The 14,516-nt window shown below is 50.8% G+C and carries 18 protein-coding genes; all 18 read left to right on the top strand.

Features of this window, described 5'->3' with window-relative positions:
• Nucleotides 1–82 precede the first annotated feature (82 nt).
• Nucleotides 83–847 carry a DUF6651 domain-containing protein gene (locus JK216_RS15755; protein ID WP_212712098.1) on the top strand — a complete coding sequence of 255 codons (765 nt, stop codon included), beginning with the start codon at nucleotides 83–85 and terminating at the stop codon, nucleotides 845–847.
• A 90-nt stretch (nucleotides 848–937) separates the two neighbouring features.
• Complete coding sequence (locus JK216_RS15750) at nucleotides 938–2,074, top strand: P22 phage major capsid protein family protein (protein ID WP_212710433.1); 1,137 nt, start codon at nucleotides 938–940, stop codon at nucleotides 2,072–2,074.
• A 47-nt stretch (nucleotides 2,075–2,121) separates the two neighbouring features.
• A complete protein-coding gene (locus JK216_RS15745; RefSeq protein WP_212709618.1) occupies nucleotides 2,122–2,301 on the top strand; it encodes a hypothetical protein in 180 nt (59 codons plus the stop codon).
• Between the two features lie 2 nt (nucleotides 2,302–2,303).
• Nucleotides 2,304–2,714 carry a protein singed gene (locus JK216_RS15740; protein ID WP_212710435.1) on the top strand — a complete coding sequence of 137 codons (411 nt, stop codon included), beginning with the start codon at nucleotides 2,304–2,306 and terminating at the stop codon, nucleotides 2,712–2,714.
• Nucleotide 2,715: 1 nt separating this feature from the next.
• Nucleotides 2,716–3,105, top strand: a complete 390-nt coding sequence (locus JK216_RS15735; RefSeq protein WP_212712097.1) for a glutamate 5-kinase — start codon at nucleotides 2,716–2,718, stop codon at nucleotides 3,103–3,105.
• A 1-nt stretch (nucleotide 3,106) separates the two neighbouring features.
• Nucleotides 3,107–3,529: an HK97 gp10 family phage protein gene (locus JK216_RS15730; RefSeq protein ID WP_212709621.1), complete on the top strand. Its 423-nt coding sequence runs from the start codon at nucleotides 3,107–3,109 to the stop codon at nucleotides 3,527–3,529.
• Nucleotides 3,526–3,918 carry a phage tail terminator-like protein gene (locus tag JK216_RS15725; RefSeq protein WP_212710436.1) on the top strand — a complete coding sequence of 131 codons (393 nt, stop codon included), beginning with the start codon at nucleotides 3,526–3,528 and terminating at the stop codon, nucleotides 3,916–3,918. The genes JK216_RS15730 and JK216_RS15725 overlap by 4 nt, the downstream gene beginning before the upstream one ends.
• Nucleotides 3,919–3,936: 18 nt before the next feature.
• Nucleotides 3,937–4,911: a phage tail tube protein gene (locus JK216_RS15720; protein WP_212712096.1), complete on the top strand. Its 975-nt coding sequence runs from the start codon at nucleotides 3,937–3,939 to the stop codon at nucleotides 4,909–4,911.
• A 61-nt stretch (nucleotides 4,912–4,972) separates the two neighbouring features.
• A complete protein-coding gene (locus tag JK216_RS15715) occupies nucleotides 4,973–5,401 on the top strand; it encodes a hypothetical protein (RefSeq protein WP_212709624.1) in 429 nt (142 codons plus the stop codon).
• A gap of 170 nt (nucleotides 5,402–5,571) precedes the next feature.
• Complete coding sequence (locus JK216_RS15710; RefSeq protein WP_212709625.1) at nucleotides 5,572–5,754, top strand: hypothetical protein; 183 nt, start codon at nucleotides 5,572–5,574, stop codon at nucleotides 5,752–5,754.
• A gap of 65 nt (nucleotides 5,755–5,819) precedes the next feature.
• A complete protein-coding gene (locus tag JK216_RS15705; RefSeq protein ID WP_212708866.1) occupies nucleotides 5,820–6,125 on the top strand; it encodes a hypothetical protein in 306 nt (101 codons plus the stop codon).
• Nucleotides 6,126–6,202: 77 nt separating this feature from the next.
• A complete protein-coding gene (locus JK216_RS15700) occupies nucleotides 6,203–6,436 on the top strand; it encodes a hypothetical protein (RefSeq protein WP_212710437.1) in 234 nt (77 codons plus the stop codon).
• Nucleotides 6,437–6,495: 59 nt separating this feature from the next.
• Nucleotides 6,496–9,432, top strand: a complete 2,937-nt coding sequence (locus tag JK216_RS15695; RefSeq protein WP_212712095.1) for a phage tail tape measure protein — start codon at nucleotides 6,496–6,498, stop codon at nucleotides 9,430–9,432.
• The gene (locus JK216_RS15690) at nucleotides 9,432–9,773 is read left to right on the top strand and encodes a phage tail protein (protein ID WP_212712112.1); all 342 of its coding nucleotides are present in this window, start codon (nucleotides 9,432–9,434) and stop codon (nucleotides 9,771–9,773) included. Before JK216_RS15695 ends, JK216_RS15690 begins: the two co-directional genes overlap by 1 nt.
• 52 nt (nucleotides 9,774–9,825) lie before the next feature.
• Nucleotides 9,826–10,563, top strand: coding sequence for a phage minor tail protein L (locus JK216_RS15685; protein WP_212710439.1), 738 nt, complete (start codon nucleotides 9,826–9,828; stop codon nucleotides 10,561–10,563).
• A gap of 2 nt (nucleotides 10,564–10,565) precedes the next feature.
• Nucleotides 10,566–11,294: a C40 family peptidase gene (locus JK216_RS15680; protein WP_212708872.1), complete on the top strand. Its 729-nt coding sequence runs from the start codon at nucleotides 10,566–10,568 to the stop codon at nucleotides 11,292–11,294.
• Nucleotides 11,272–11,874 (top strand): tail assembly protein, encoded by a 603-nt coding sequence (locus tag JK216_RS15675; protein WP_212708862.1) that lies wholly within the window; start codon nucleotides 11,272–11,274, stop codon nucleotides 11,872–11,874. Before JK216_RS15680 ends, JK216_RS15675 begins: the two co-directional genes overlap by 23 nt.
• A 51-nt stretch (nucleotides 11,875–11,925) precedes the next feature.
• On the top strand, nucleotides 11,926–14,516 hold a 2,591-nt coding region (locus JK216_RS15670; protein ID WP_212712094.1), incomplete at its 3' end, for a phage tail protein.

Raw genomic sequence — 14,516 nt, 5'->3', positions numbered from 1 at the left:
TCACTTCGGTGGCCTTTTTTTACGGCCGCAATCCGGATGGCAAGCGGCGCAACGGTCGGATGACCACACCAAAGGTATAAGCATGAAACTGAAAACAGTAGAAGTGAACGGTCAGAATTACGCGGCTCTCGATGATAATGGCCTGCCGGTCTATGTGCATGCAGATGGCAAAGAGATTGGTTTCGATGCTGCTCAGGCTGTCGGGAAAATCTCAGCACTGAATGGCGAGGCCAAATCACACCGTGAGGCCAAAGAAGCCGCAGAATCGAATCTGGCGAAGTTCTCCGGCATCACTGACCCGTCAAAGGCGCTGGAAGCTTTGGACATGATGACCAAAATCGACCAGAAAAAGCTGATCGACGCGGGTTCTGTTGACCAGGTTAAAGCGGAAATCACCAAATCGTTTCAGACCCAACTGGACGAAGCAAGTCAGCAGAATAAGGCTCTGCAAGGTCAGCTCTACAACGAGATGATCGGCGGTCGCTTTGCTGGCTCCCAATTCATCACCGAAAAACTGGCGATTCCTGCTGATTTCGTTCAGGCCCGCTTTGGTCAGGCATTCAAAATCGAAGACGGCCAGGTCGTTGCCTATGACGGCAGCGGTAACAAGGTCTACTCCCGCTCAAAACCAGGTGAAATCGCAGGCTTTGATGAGGCGCTTGAATACCTGGTCGAGCAATACCCGCAGAAAGACCACATTCTGAAAGCCAGCGGCAATAGCGGCGGCGGCTCTCAGCAATCACAGCATGCAGCCGGACAAAAGACAATGAAGAGCGAAACCTTCAAAGGGTTGGGGCCTGTTGAGCAACGCTCTGCACTCAAAGACGGTGTCACCATCGTCGATTAACGATCACCAACTGCCACGCCTCGGATGGGGTTTGGTGCCTGAGCTGGATGGCTCAAAAAACCTCATATCAACTTAATAGGAAATCAAGAGATGGCGAATACGCTGACTAATCTAATCCCGACCATTTTTACCGCGCTGGACGTTGTTTCACGTGAACAGGTCGGCTTCATTCCTGCTGTGGCCCGTAACGCAAAAACTGACGCGGCGGCAAAAGGGCAGACGGTAACAGCACCAGTCGCACCGGTTGCAACTACCGTTGATATCACCCCGGGTCCAGCTGCACCGAATACCGGTGATCAAAATATTGGTACCGTTAACGTACAAATCACTAAGTCCAAAATGGCAGCGGTTAAATGGAATGGTGAAGAGCAACTGGCTATCGGACCATCCGGTACCTACAACACCATTCTGGCTGACCAGTTCAAGCAGGCATTTCGTGCGCTGGCGAACGAAGTCGATGCTGACCTGGGTGCATTGTATTTCAACTCATCCCGCGCAGTTGGCACAGCCGGTACCGCTCCATTCGGTGTGAAAGATGACCTGTCTGATTTCGCTCTATCTCGCCAGGTGCTTACTGACAATGGTGCACCAACCACTGACCTGCAAATGGTCCTGGGTTCAGCGGCCATCGCCAACATGCGCGGTAAACAATCCGTTCTGTTCAAAATGAATGAAGCCGGCACGGATCAATTACTCCGCGAGGGTGTGATTGGTCGGGTTGAAGGCTTCAATATCCATGAGTCGGCGGGTGTTGCAAAAGTGGCTGCAACGGCTTCGACTGGCTATCTGGTGAACGGGGCTAAAAAAGAAGGCGATATCATCATTGCGGTAGACTCAGGCACTGGCGGTATCCTGCAGGGTAATGCGGTTAAATTTGCGGGCGATGATAATACTTACCTTGTAGTGGCTACGACGGCGACCACTATCACATTGGCGGCACCCGGCCTGCGACAAGATCTGGCTGATGATGCTGAAATCACCGTTATTGGTGGCTTCACCGCAAACATGGCTTTTGACCGCAACGCATTCCTGCTGGCTGCACGTACTCCTGCGATGCCGCAGGGCGGCGATACCGCTGATGACGTGATGAACGTAACTGATCCAGTGTCTGGAATCACTTTCCAGGTGGCGCTGTACCGTCAGTACCGTCAGGTGCGTTATGAAGTTGGTCTGGCATGGGGTGTGGCATCCATCAAGCCAGAGCACGCGACCATCCTGCTGGCTTAAGCCTGGTTACAACCTCGGGGCTTCGGCCCCGTTTTCATGGAGGGCTTATGGCCGGACTGACGAAAGAACAACGGGCACAGCGCGAGGCTGAGAAAGCGCAAAGCCAGCCGGCATTTATCTGCATGGTGACAGAGTTTCCGGCGTTCGAGGGCGCACCCACCAAAGCGAATGTGCATCCGGAAGAAGTTGAAGTCTGGAAAGCGCATGGCTGGAAAATTGAGGTGTAATCATGGTCACCTTTATCACAGTGGATGATGTTGATGCATTGCTGGGTAGCGCTTGGGCAGATACCGGCGGCAAAGCGAAAGCAGTATTAATGGCTAATGCCTGGCTGAATGGCCTGTCACTGCGCCTGCCGTGCGACAAGGTAACGCATGAACAGGTCATCCCTGATGATGTGAAAACAGCAGGTGCCTATGCGGCTCTGGCAGCGTCGACTGGCGGCCTGTACCAGCAAAAGACCGATTCAGGATCACTGCTGAGTAAGTCCGTCGATGCCAACGGCGTCAGTGTATCGAAAACCTTTGCTGAACTGGATGCAAACAGCTCAACTCTGCTGGATTCAAACCTACAGCTGGCGATGGCGATACTGAAACCGTACGGGCTCAGCACATCGCAGGTCAGACTGGTAAGGGGGTAGTGTGGGCATTCGTGATGAGCTGCAAACCGAGATTGCCGCTGCTTTCGATGATGCTGGCGGCCTGGCTGATGCCGTTAACAAATTCACTGCCAGTTATGTCGTGTCCGGTGAAGTCGATCCGGTGACTGAGGAGTCAGCCAGCCAGACAGTCAGTTACTCCGGGCGCGGCGTGTTATCAGGCTACAGCCTGAGCCGTATCGATAATGTTAACATCCTGCATGGTGACCTTAAACTAACTGCACTGACCAGCGAAGTCACTGACAAGCCAGCAGAAGGGCATGTTGTTTTGACCGATGATCTGGTCTCTGGCGAACAGCAGGCGTACAAGGTTGTCACTGTTGGTACTGATGCGGCGAAAGCCACGTATTCTATCCAGTTGCGGAGGGCATAGCGTGGCGAAAGGCTGGAGTTTTGACCCGTCAGAGTTTGCAGGAATGGTCAAAGAGGATGTCGGAAAAAAACTGAGGGTTATTTCCGTTCAGTTACTGAATGAGATTGTGATGACATCGCCGGTCGGAAATCCCGAACTGTGGATGAGTAAACCGCCTCCCGGCTATGTCGGCGGTACGTTCCGGGCGTCAAATCTTGTCAGTGTCGGTGAGCCTGATTACTCAGAGCCTGCCGGCCCCGATGAAGAAGGTTCCCGCACCATTCAGCAGGGGAATGCAGTCATCGCCACAGGCAAGCCTTTCTCAGTTATCTATATCCAGTCGAATCTACCTTACAGCGTCCCACTCGAAAACGGGCACTCAAAGCAAGCCCCGACGGGTGTCTACGCCAATGCATTTAACGGAGTAGCGCAGGCCAACAAATGACCCTTACCGAAATACGCAACGCTGTCATTAAACGAATGACGGTGCAGTCAGCCATGCCTGCAAATTCTGTGACTTATCCGAATGACCCGATTTTCGACCCGACAGGGAAAACCATCTGGGCGCGGTTAACCAATCTTCCCGGACTGGCTGGCGCGGTTGAAATCGGTGACGGCCCGGTTGTCCACCGTACCGGTACCATCATCATCCAGTTATTCGTCCCATCCGGTGCCCGATCGCTGCTGATCACCGAAACGGCTGATGCCATTCGTGAATTGTTCGAGTTCCAGACGGATGGTGCACTGGATTACTTCGCTGTAAGCGCGGTCGATGCCGGAGAAACAGACGGTTGGGCGCAGTTAAATCTTTCCATCCCATACCGCGCTATGTAGCGCTAATCAGGAGACAAAATGTCATCTGGAGCAAAAATACAGTTGGCTTACTGCCGCGAAACAACTGCCGGCACTACGCCGAATAACCCGTCATGGCTGTTGTGGAAACGCACGTCCAACGGGCTGAAACCTACGCAGAACATGATCGACAATGCCGAAATCGGCGGTACTCGTATGGCAAACGGTAAGACGCCGGGCACCACTGATGTTGGCGGTGATGTGGTCTGTAAATTCCGCTACGGTCAGCATGACCTTTTCCTGGCATCCTGCTTTGGCAGTGACTGGGCCGATAACAAGCTGGTTATGGGGAACGACCGCATCGCATTCTCAGTTGCCACATTTGCCTCTGACATCGGTGTAGCATCCATCGCTACCGGCTGTCAGGTCGGCACCTTCAAGCTTGAAATCCCGAACGATGGTGATTTGCAGGCTACCGTCACGCTATCCGGACTCGGCTGGGCTGACAAAGACGATGGCACCAGTTATTTCAGTTCACCAACTGATGCTGACGGCAAACTCCGTTTCTCATTCAAACAGGTAACTGCAATCAGCCTGAATGGTGTAAGTGGTGGTGACGGATTCTGTGTCGATACTTTCAACATCCAGTTCGACAACAACCTGCAGACCCAGCGCTGTATCGGTACCGGAACTGGTTTTGCTGGAGCAAATATCCCGACCACGTTCACACCGTCTGGCCAAATCACACTGTCCTGGTCGAAATCAGCCTATGAGGCGTGGAAGAAAACACTCACCGGCGCATCAATGCCTTTCAGCTTCACGATCGCGAATAACGAAGGTTCGTATATCTTTAACTTCCCGTCTGTGCAGGTTGATGGTGACTGGCCGGATGGTGGCAATACTGACATCGTTCAGGTGCAGCTTAATATCACCGGTTCGGACACACCCCCGACCATTACCCGTGTACCAGCTGTAAAATCTCATTCACAGGCAGCTGCCGACTCAAATACTACAAGCGGGTCAACCGCTGGTTAATTCCTCATCTTTGCCCATGTCGTTCTGTATGGCGACTCGGGCCTTTTAACACGGAGGTATCATGTTAATTATTAATAAACATCTGGACGCTGATGGCACCCGTTGGATTGAGCCTGTCGCCGGGTTGAAACTGAAAGTTGGCAGCACCTCAAATCACGGTTTTAAATCCCGTACCGCGCTGGTTCGCCGCCACATCGATAAGCTGGACAGTCTGTTTAAAGCAGGTACCACTGATTTCAGCCTGGACGCTGTAGGTGATATCGACTCCATGGATGACTTGCTGCTGGAAACGTGCAGTCGTCACCTTCTACTGGATTGGGATGGTGTTGGCGAAGTGGTGAACGGTAAAGAGCAGGCGATCCCCTATACGCCGGAAGCCGGACTGGCGTTCCTACAACAAAACCCTGAGTTCTACTGGACTATCATTCAGACCGGTGCCGAGATTGCTGCTGGCAAAGAAGAACGGAAGCAGGATGCAGTGGGAAAGTAATAACCGCGCAGAAGTGGCTTAACCGTTACTCTGGGCTGGAGGGTGAACGTAATCGCTGGCGTGAAGAACGATTAGGTATCAAATCTGGAGACGAACCAGATGTTGATGAACTGACTGCACTACTATTGTCTTCCTATGCCACGATAAGCCGCGGCAGGCGATACACGGGAATGGCTGCATCACCTTTGCCAATCTCCATCAGAGATATTGATGCTTATCTGGCACCACGCCCGTTGGTGGTAGATCGTGAGTTATTCGAAGCAGCTATTTTCGCACTGGATGATGAATATCGGGCAGAATGGTCACGACAACAGCAGCAGGTCGAAGCGAATTCGGACGGTGACGAGGGCTGATTTGCTTTCCTTTGCATAATTTTAGTCCTAGGATTAATCCTGACTTTATCAATGAGGGTAGGGATGTGAAGAAGCTTATTTTGATTTCAGCTTTAGTTCTGTCGGCTTGTGCTTCTCATCAGGAGCAGGATATAAAAGAACGCGTGATGAAAACAGACAATATAATTGTTCACTATTCGGAAGAGAGTAAAGCGGACGTTATTTCCGCTGCTAAGGCTGATGATATACGTGTTGTTCATGATCTGAAAACAATGAATGTTTTAGTCTTTGGTGTTGCAGAAAAAGATGTAGATAAAGAGATCCATCGAATGGAGAAAGTGAAAGGTGTCCTCGGAGTTCAGAAAGATAGCAATACGGCAACACTGCAATAGTTAATGCTCATCTTGCTGTTTTTTATGCACTAATTCGTAGAAGAATATCACTATAAATTATTCGTTGGGATGTATATATGAAAGGGATTCTCTGGGCTATTTTTGCCGTGGTTGTTGTATTTTTTCTGTGGGGTTCCATTTTGAATTCTTCACCAGAGGAAAAAGCAAAAGCTCATGCTCGTGATGCGATCAGCTTGTGTAAATCTAATCAGGATAAGGTTTCAAACACACAGTCTGAGAGGCAATTCATTGCCAGCGTTTGTGAGCAAATGGAAAGTAATTATAAGCAGGAATATGGCACGACCCCATAGTCAGCTAGTTTTTATGGACCCAGCAAATGCTGGGTTTTTTTATGCCCGGAGAAAAGTAAATGGCAGAACAATCTTCACGTCTCGCAGTCATTATAGACAGCTCTGGGGCTCAAAAGAATGCCGACTCACTGGCAACATCCCTCGCAAAACTTACCCAGGCTGGTGAGAAAGCCGAAACAGCTACTGAAAACTTATCTGGGGCGACAAAAGATTACAACTCTTGGATGAAGCAGGGTCCCAGGCTTGTAGATGATGTTACTAAGTCCACACAGGCGGCGACCAAAGCCACGAATGACGAAGCCAAAGCCCTTGGTTCTTTGCTGGACAAAATCAATCCAATTAATGCCGCTCTGAACCGACTTGATGATCAGCAGCAGGCTCTATCTAAGTTCAAAAGCAAAGGTATGCTGGATGAAGAAACCTTCACTGAATACAGCGACAGGATTGACCAGGCCAGGAGTAAGTTAACTGGTTTTTCTGAGGCGCTGACAAAGACAGGTGACACCTCCAGACATGCGGCCCACAACATGGCAATGATACCGTCCCAACTGTCGTGGATGGTAACGAGTATTGCCAGTGGGCAGTCGCCTATCATGGCGCTGGTTCAGCAGGGCAGTATGTTAAGCGGCATGATGGGTGGACTTGGGCCGACAATTAAAGCAGTCGGCACTTACCTTGCTGGATTAGTCAATCCACTTACCATTGCAGGTGCCGCAGTAGCAGTTCTCGGACTGGCATATTATCAAGGAGAACAGGAGCAAGAGGCTTTTAAAAAGTCACTTATCCTGACCGGTAACCAGGTTGGGAAAACGGCGGATCAGCTTACTGATATGGCGGCCACCGTAAGCGCAGCCACTGGAACTACACAAGGGCAGGCGTCATCAGTTATCGCTCAAGCGGTATCGACCGGCACTATTGCGGGAGATTCTCTACAGAAAGTTTCCGCGGCCATTGTGAGTATGAGTGATGCTACCGGTCAAGCCACAGATAGCCTGGTGGCTGACTTCAGCAATATTGCCGCAGACCCTGTGGCGGCTATTACCAAGCTGAATGACCAGTACCATTTCCTCACTCTGGCTACTTATAACCAGATTAAGGCACTTCAAGACGAAGGTAATCAGCAGGGCGCGGCAAAAGTAGCTAATGACGCTTACGCCAATGCGCTAACCCAGAGAGCAAATGAGATTAAAAACAGCCTTGGTACACTGGAAACTATTTGGAATTCAGTGGGTGAGGCAGCGAAGGGCGCCTGGGATAGCATGCTGGATATTGGTCGTGGCCAGACCCTCCAACAGCAGATAGCGAACGTCCAAAAGCAAATCGCCGATATCCAAGGCAATGTTAAGCCGGGTATGTTTGGTTTGGGTGGGATCGGCGATGGCGGTGTCCAGGATAAACATCTTGCCTCATTAAAAGCACAGCTTTCCTTTTTGCAAAGTCAGGCTTCTACCCAAGATGTGCTAAATGGCTTTATCGATAAGCATAATCAGGCACAGCAGGCTGGCATTAAGGCACAGGAGTATATCGATAATCTCCAGGAACAATCCTTATCTAATGCTGAAAAAAGGACAAAAGAACAGAACCTGCTTACCGAAGCATTGAAGAAAACTCGGGCTGCTGGGACAAGCATAAGCGCCGCTGAAGAAGCGCAGCTCAGGCAGGATATCGATAACAAATATAAAGACCCCGCGCAGCCGAAACAGCGTCATGAAAAAGCCTATACAGAGGATGCAGGAACCAGGTTGCTCGAGCAGCTGAATCAACAGCATGCTGTAATGGTGTCACAGCTCGACACGACGGATAAGCTATCTACAGCCCAGCAATCGCTTGTGAAATGGGAACAGCAGCTGGCTAATCTGAAAAGTAAGTCTACATTGACAGCTGATCAGAAGTCATTGTTAGCAAATCAGGATAAAATCACGGCGTTATACCAACAGAATGCAGCCCTCGAACATCAGCAACAGTTACAAAAACAAGTAACGCAGCTTTCCGGATATCAGTCAAACATCAATAAAGATATCGGCAACAGACAATCACAGTATGGCACTGAGGAATGGTCTGCATCTGGTTCTATCAGCGCTTATCAGCAAGGGATTCTCACGCAAAGAACGACACTTGAGCAACAACTGAATGACAAGGTTATCCAACTGAGACAGCAACGAACCTCTGCTACAACGACCATTGACCGCGAAACTATAGATAAAGAAATATCTATGCAGCAGGCAGCAAATGACCAGATGCTTTCAGATTACGATAAGCATACGCAAAGCATGAGCGCTATACGAGGCTCATGGTCAAACGGAGCCGATAAAGCGTGGCAAGAGTATGCTGATAGCGCTTCAAATGCATCAGGAATGACGCAAACACTATTCAGTGACGCTTTTTCAAGCATGGAAGATTCCATCGCTACCTTTACCACAACGGGTAAGCTGTCATTTAAAGGGTTTGCCAATTCGGTTATTGGTGACATATCCAGAATCGCAGCCCGCATGGCTATATCCGGTATCGCGAGCAGTATCATTGGTGGTTTAAGCGGAATGTTTACAGGTGGAGGAGGGGGTAAGGCATCATCCGGCAGTTCCTTTTCATCAGGTGCTTACAATAACCTATCACTGAATGCAAAGGGTGGCGTTTACGACTCTCCATCGCTCAGTGCATACAGCAATCAGGTACACAGCTCACCCAAACTATTCGCTTTTGCTAAAGGCGCTGGCGTGTTCGGTGAGGCGGGACCAGAGGCTATCATGCCATTGACTCGCGGTAAGGATGGTTCACTTGGCGTAAGAGCCGTCGGTGGTCAATCAGCGGCAGGAGGGGGGATTCACCTGGGGGGCATTATCGTGAACGTAAACGGTCAGGGACAGGCGTCAGCAAACAATCCAGGTACTGACGGGCAGGGCATTGCCAAACAAATACAGGCTGCAGTAGTGAACATCATTAACAAGCAGGCAACGAAGCAAGGTACACCACTCTGGCGGGCAATTAAGGGGAAATGATGACTACTGATACCTTTGATTACTGCGTAAGTATAGGCGCATCAGGCACACTGCCGGTTAAGATATCCTCAGCCCAGTTCGGAGACGGATATAAGCAGGTTTCCGGAGTTGGCTTAAATGATGCTCTTGAAACCTGGGAACTGACCAGCAAAGGGCGTCCGGAGAATATGCTGGAAGTCCGCAATTTTTTGAGCAGCCATTGTGTTCATTCCTTTTATTGGACTAATCCTTGGGGAGAAAAGAAGCTTTATCGGGTCAAAGCTGACTCGATTGCCCCCTCTTTTGTTTATGGTAACTGGGCCGAAATATCTTTCACCTTTGAAGAGGCCGTAGCACCGTAAATCTGATCACAAACAATAGGCCGCCTGCGGGCGGTTTTTTTATGGGTGAAATATGAGCTTTACAGCCGACTTGCAACACCTGGAACCCGGTGCCCTTGTACAGCTTATTGAGGTTGACGGCACAGAATTTGGTATGCCGGATGTGCTGCGGTTCCATGCGTATAATATTACCGATCCTGACTGGCAGTCCTTCACCACCGGCAATCTGCCGTCAGTTATCTGGCAGGGGGAGGAATACGATCCGCACCCCTATGAGTTAACTAATCTTGCTGTTACCAGCGAAGGTGCTCAGGCAACGCCGACCCTGTCAGTGGGCAATGTCGGTAATTTTGTGGCCGCACTTTGTCTTGAATATGACGATCTGGTGAAAGCGAAGGTCAGAATTCATATAACGTTTAAAAAATACCTCGATGCGGCGAACTGGAAGGGCGGAAACAGCGCCGCCAATCCAAATGAATCACGAAAGCAGCTGTTTTACATCAATTCAAAAACCTCAGAGACCCGCGCACAGGTCGATTTCGAGCTGTGTTCCCCGTTTAACATCCAGAGCCTGCAACTACCATCACGTCAGATTACGCCTGGCTGCACGTGGTGTATGCGCGGCTGGTACCGGTCGGGCACTGGCTGTGATTATGCCGGTGAGAAATATTTTACAAAGGATGGCGTGTCGACAGATGACCCGTCGAAAGACGTGTGTGGTGGTTACCTCAGTGACTGCAAACTGCGTTTCGGTACCGACTCCCCGCTGCCGTTCGGCGGTTTCCCGGGCGCTAACCTGCAGGGGAAATAATGCTGCGTGAGAAACTGACTGACGCGATCCGGCAGCATGCCGCTGCCGAGTACCCGAACGAGTGTTGCGGCGTGATTGTACAGTGCGGTCACCGGCAACACTATATTCCATGCCATAACGATGCTGGCAGTCCGGAAGAGCAGTTTCTGATGCGCGATTCTGATTACCGGTCAGCAGAAGCACAGGGCGAAATTATCATGATTATCCACTCTCACCCAGATGTGCCGGTGCTTATCCCGTCTGAAACTGACCGGATTCAGTGTGACTACTCCGGTCTTGAGTGGGGCATTATCTCCTGGCCGGAGGGTGATTTTTGCACCTTCTCACCCAGGGCAGACCGGGATTATACCGGCCGTCCGTGGGTGCTAGGACATGCTGACTGCTGGTCACTTATTATGGATTACCACCGGCGGGAGTTCGGCATTGTATTGAAAAACTGGTCGGTACCGTACGAATGGTGGAAGGACGGCAAAGAAAACCGCTATGAAGATCACTGGTATGCGGAGGGCTTTCGTGAAGTTCAGCACCTTCAGCCAGGTGACATGGTTATGATGCGCATCGGTTCGCCGGTTACCAACCACGCCGCCGTTTATCTCGGCAACAATCTTATTCTTCATCACAATTTCGGCAATCTCTCAGCGCGGGTCCCTTACGGACAATATTTCCGTGACCGGACTGTGCGGATTGTCCGGCACAAGGATATTCCTGATGTTAAAAACGCTCATCCTTAAAGGTCAGGCCGGTAAGCGATTCGGTAAAGAGCACCGGTATCATGTTGATGACCTGAACGAAATGCTGAGGGCTATGTGCGCCCAGGTGCCCGGTTTCCGTAAATACATGGCACTGGCGCACCATGACGGTATCCGGTTTGCTTTCTTTACCGGTACAGACAATATCGGTATTGACGGATTTGGCCTGACGCGCACTTCGGAGACTTACACAATGCAGCCGGTGCCCCAGGGGGCAAAATCCGGCGGACTCCTGCAGGTTGTTATCGGTGCCGCTGCACTGGTCGGAGCATACTTTACCGCCGGTAGTTCACTTACACTGCTTGGTCTCAGCGCAACGTCAGTCAGTACGGCATTAACAGGTATCGGATTGTCGATGGCGCTGGGCGGTGTTGTCCAGATGCTGACCCCTCAGCCCAAATATGCCGTCGGCAGCTCATCCACCGAAAACAAGCCAAACTATGCTTTCGGCGCACCGGTGAATACCGTAGCGATGGGTTACCCGGTACCGCTGCTTTACGGAGAACGGGAAGTGGGCGGGGCGATTATCAGTGCCGGTATATTCTCCGGCGACCAGCAGTAAATCATTCAGAAATGTTCAGCCACCTCAGGGTGGTTTTTTTATGGAGTTTTTATGTCAATGAATACCATTCAGGGTGCCAAAGGCGGGGCTGCAAGTGCCCATACGCCAGTTGAACAGGCGGATGACTTACTGTCGACGGATAAGCTGAAAATGCTGGTTGCCGTTGCCGAAGGTGAAATAGAAGGTTCGCTGTCACCACAGGATATTTTTCTGAATGATACGCCACTCGCCAACAGTGACGGGTCTTACAATTTCACCGGCGTTAAATTTGATTTCCGTAACGGCACACAGGATCAGTCGTATATCCAGGGCATGCCAGAGGTGGATAATGAATTGTCAGTCGGTATCCTCGTCAAAAAGGCATCTCCCTGGACGCGTCAGTTTACCAATGCTGCGCTGGATGCTGTGCGGGTAAAATTGTCCCTGCCTGCGCAGTATCAGTACAAAGACAACGGCGATATGGCCGGAACGGTCACGGAATATGCTATCGATCTGTCCGTCGGCGGCGGAAGCTGGCAGACCATGGTATCCGGTAAGTTTGACGGTAAAACCACCTCAGAATACCAGCGTGATCACCGTATTAACCTGCCGGCATCAGCGTCTGGCTGGGCCGTACGTGTCCGCCGTATCACCGATGATTCGACAGACAGCAAACTGGTTAATGCCTTTAAAGTCTTTTCATTTGCGGAAGTCATCGACAGTAAACTGCGTTATCCGAATACCGCCTTACTGTATATAGAAACCGATGCTGAGCAGTTCAGCGGCAGCGCCCCGAAGGTGACGTGTAAAGTCAAAGGTAAAATCATCCGCGTACCGGATAACTATGACTCTGAAGCCAGAACTTACACCGGTGCATGGTCCGGTGGCTTTAAGCTTGCCTATTCAGATAACCCGGCCTGGATTTTTTACGATCTTCTGCTGGATAAAGTTTATGGTATGGGTAACCGTGTTGATGCCTCAATGATTGATAAATGGGAACTGTATCAGATTGGCGTTTACTGTGATCAGAAAGTGTCAGATGGTGCAGGCGGGACCGAACCGCGGTTTACCTGTAACGTATTCATTCAGAGTCAGGACGATGCCTATACCGTACTGAACGACCTGGCTGCTGTATTCCGCGGCATTACCTTCTGGGGAAATGATCAGATTACTGTCACTGCTGACACACCCGCGGATGATCCGGACTGGACCTATACGGCGGCAAATGTCATTGACGGACTGTTCACTTATGCCGGCGGTTCATATAAAAACCGTTATACCTCCTGCCAGGTCAGCTACTCAGACCCGCAAAATCATTACGCCGACACAGTTGAGCCTGTCTGTGAGCCCGATCTGATTGCCCGCTACGGCGTGAACGAAATGACTCTGACGGCCATTGGCTGCACGTCACAAAGTGAAGCCAACCGGCGGGGCCGCTGGGCACTGCTGTCAAACTCGAAAGACGGCACCGTAAGTTTCAGTGTCGGTCTTGACGGTCATATTCCGCTGCCTGCTTCAATCATTGGTGTGGCTGATCCGTACCGCGCCGGAAAACAGAACGGCGGCAGGCTGTCTGCTGTAAACGGGAATGTCTTTACGCTCGACCGAGCTGCCGATTTCGCAGCAGGTGACCGGCTGATTCTCAATCTGCCTGACGGCACATCACAGGCACGGACCATCGGTAATATCAGTGATGATAAAAAAACGCTCACTGTGAATACTGCATACAGCCAGACACCGGTCGCTGGTGCGGTTTGGGTGATTGACAGTGATAACCTTGCGGTGCAGCAATTCCGGGTAACCTCTGTTTCTGATAACGGTGACGGTACCTTTACGATCGCCGGCGTTCAGTACGACCCGAATAAATTTGCCTATATTGATGACGGGGTGAAAATTCAGGCCGCACCGGTAACGATAACCCCTGCAGCCGTTATGCCCGCGCCTGTAAATATTACGGTAAACGAAGTCAATTACACATCCCAGGGGATCAGTGTGTCTTCACTTCAGGTGTCATGGGGTGCCGTGAAAGGCGCGGTTAAATATTCTGCCCAGTGGCGGCGTGACAACGGGGAGTGGATCAATACCGGGACGGTTAGCAGCCAGGGATTTGCCGTCAATAATATTTATGCCGGTGTTTATGAAGTCAGAGTCCGTGCGATAAACTCCTCCGGAATATCTTCACCCTGGGGAACGGCTGATACCGTCACCCTCAGCGGGAAGCAGGGAAAACCGCCGGTACCGGTCTCACTGACTGCCTCTGATAACACTGTGTTCGGGATAGATCTGACCTGGTCATTCGGTACCGGCTCTGATGACGGCCTGAAAACTACGCTTATGGTTTCAACACTTGCTGACCATTCAGATGAAACGCTGCTGGCTGATATTCCGTACCCTCAAAGCACTTATTCACTGACCGGACTTGCGGCCGGCGTGGTGCGTTACTTCCGGGCTGCATTCACAGATAAATCGGGTAATCAGTCTGACCGGACTGATTATGTGAAGGGGCAGTCGTCTTCCCGTGCCAGCGATGTACTGAGCTATATTTCCGGGGAAATCAGCAAAACAGATTTAGCTAAAGACCTGACCACTGAGATTGATAATAAAGCGGAACAGTCGAAAGTTGATGCTCAGATATCCGGGGCCAGTACTGCCGCCAAAAATTC

The organism is Tatumella sp. JGM94 (assembly GCF_018257595.1).
Lineage (GTDB): Bacteria > Pseudomonadota > Gammaproteobacteria > Enterobacterales > Enterobacteriaceae > Tatumella > Tatumella punctata.
Note: the sequence above shows the minus strand (reverse complement) of the source record. Positions and strands in the feature narration are given on the sequence as shown.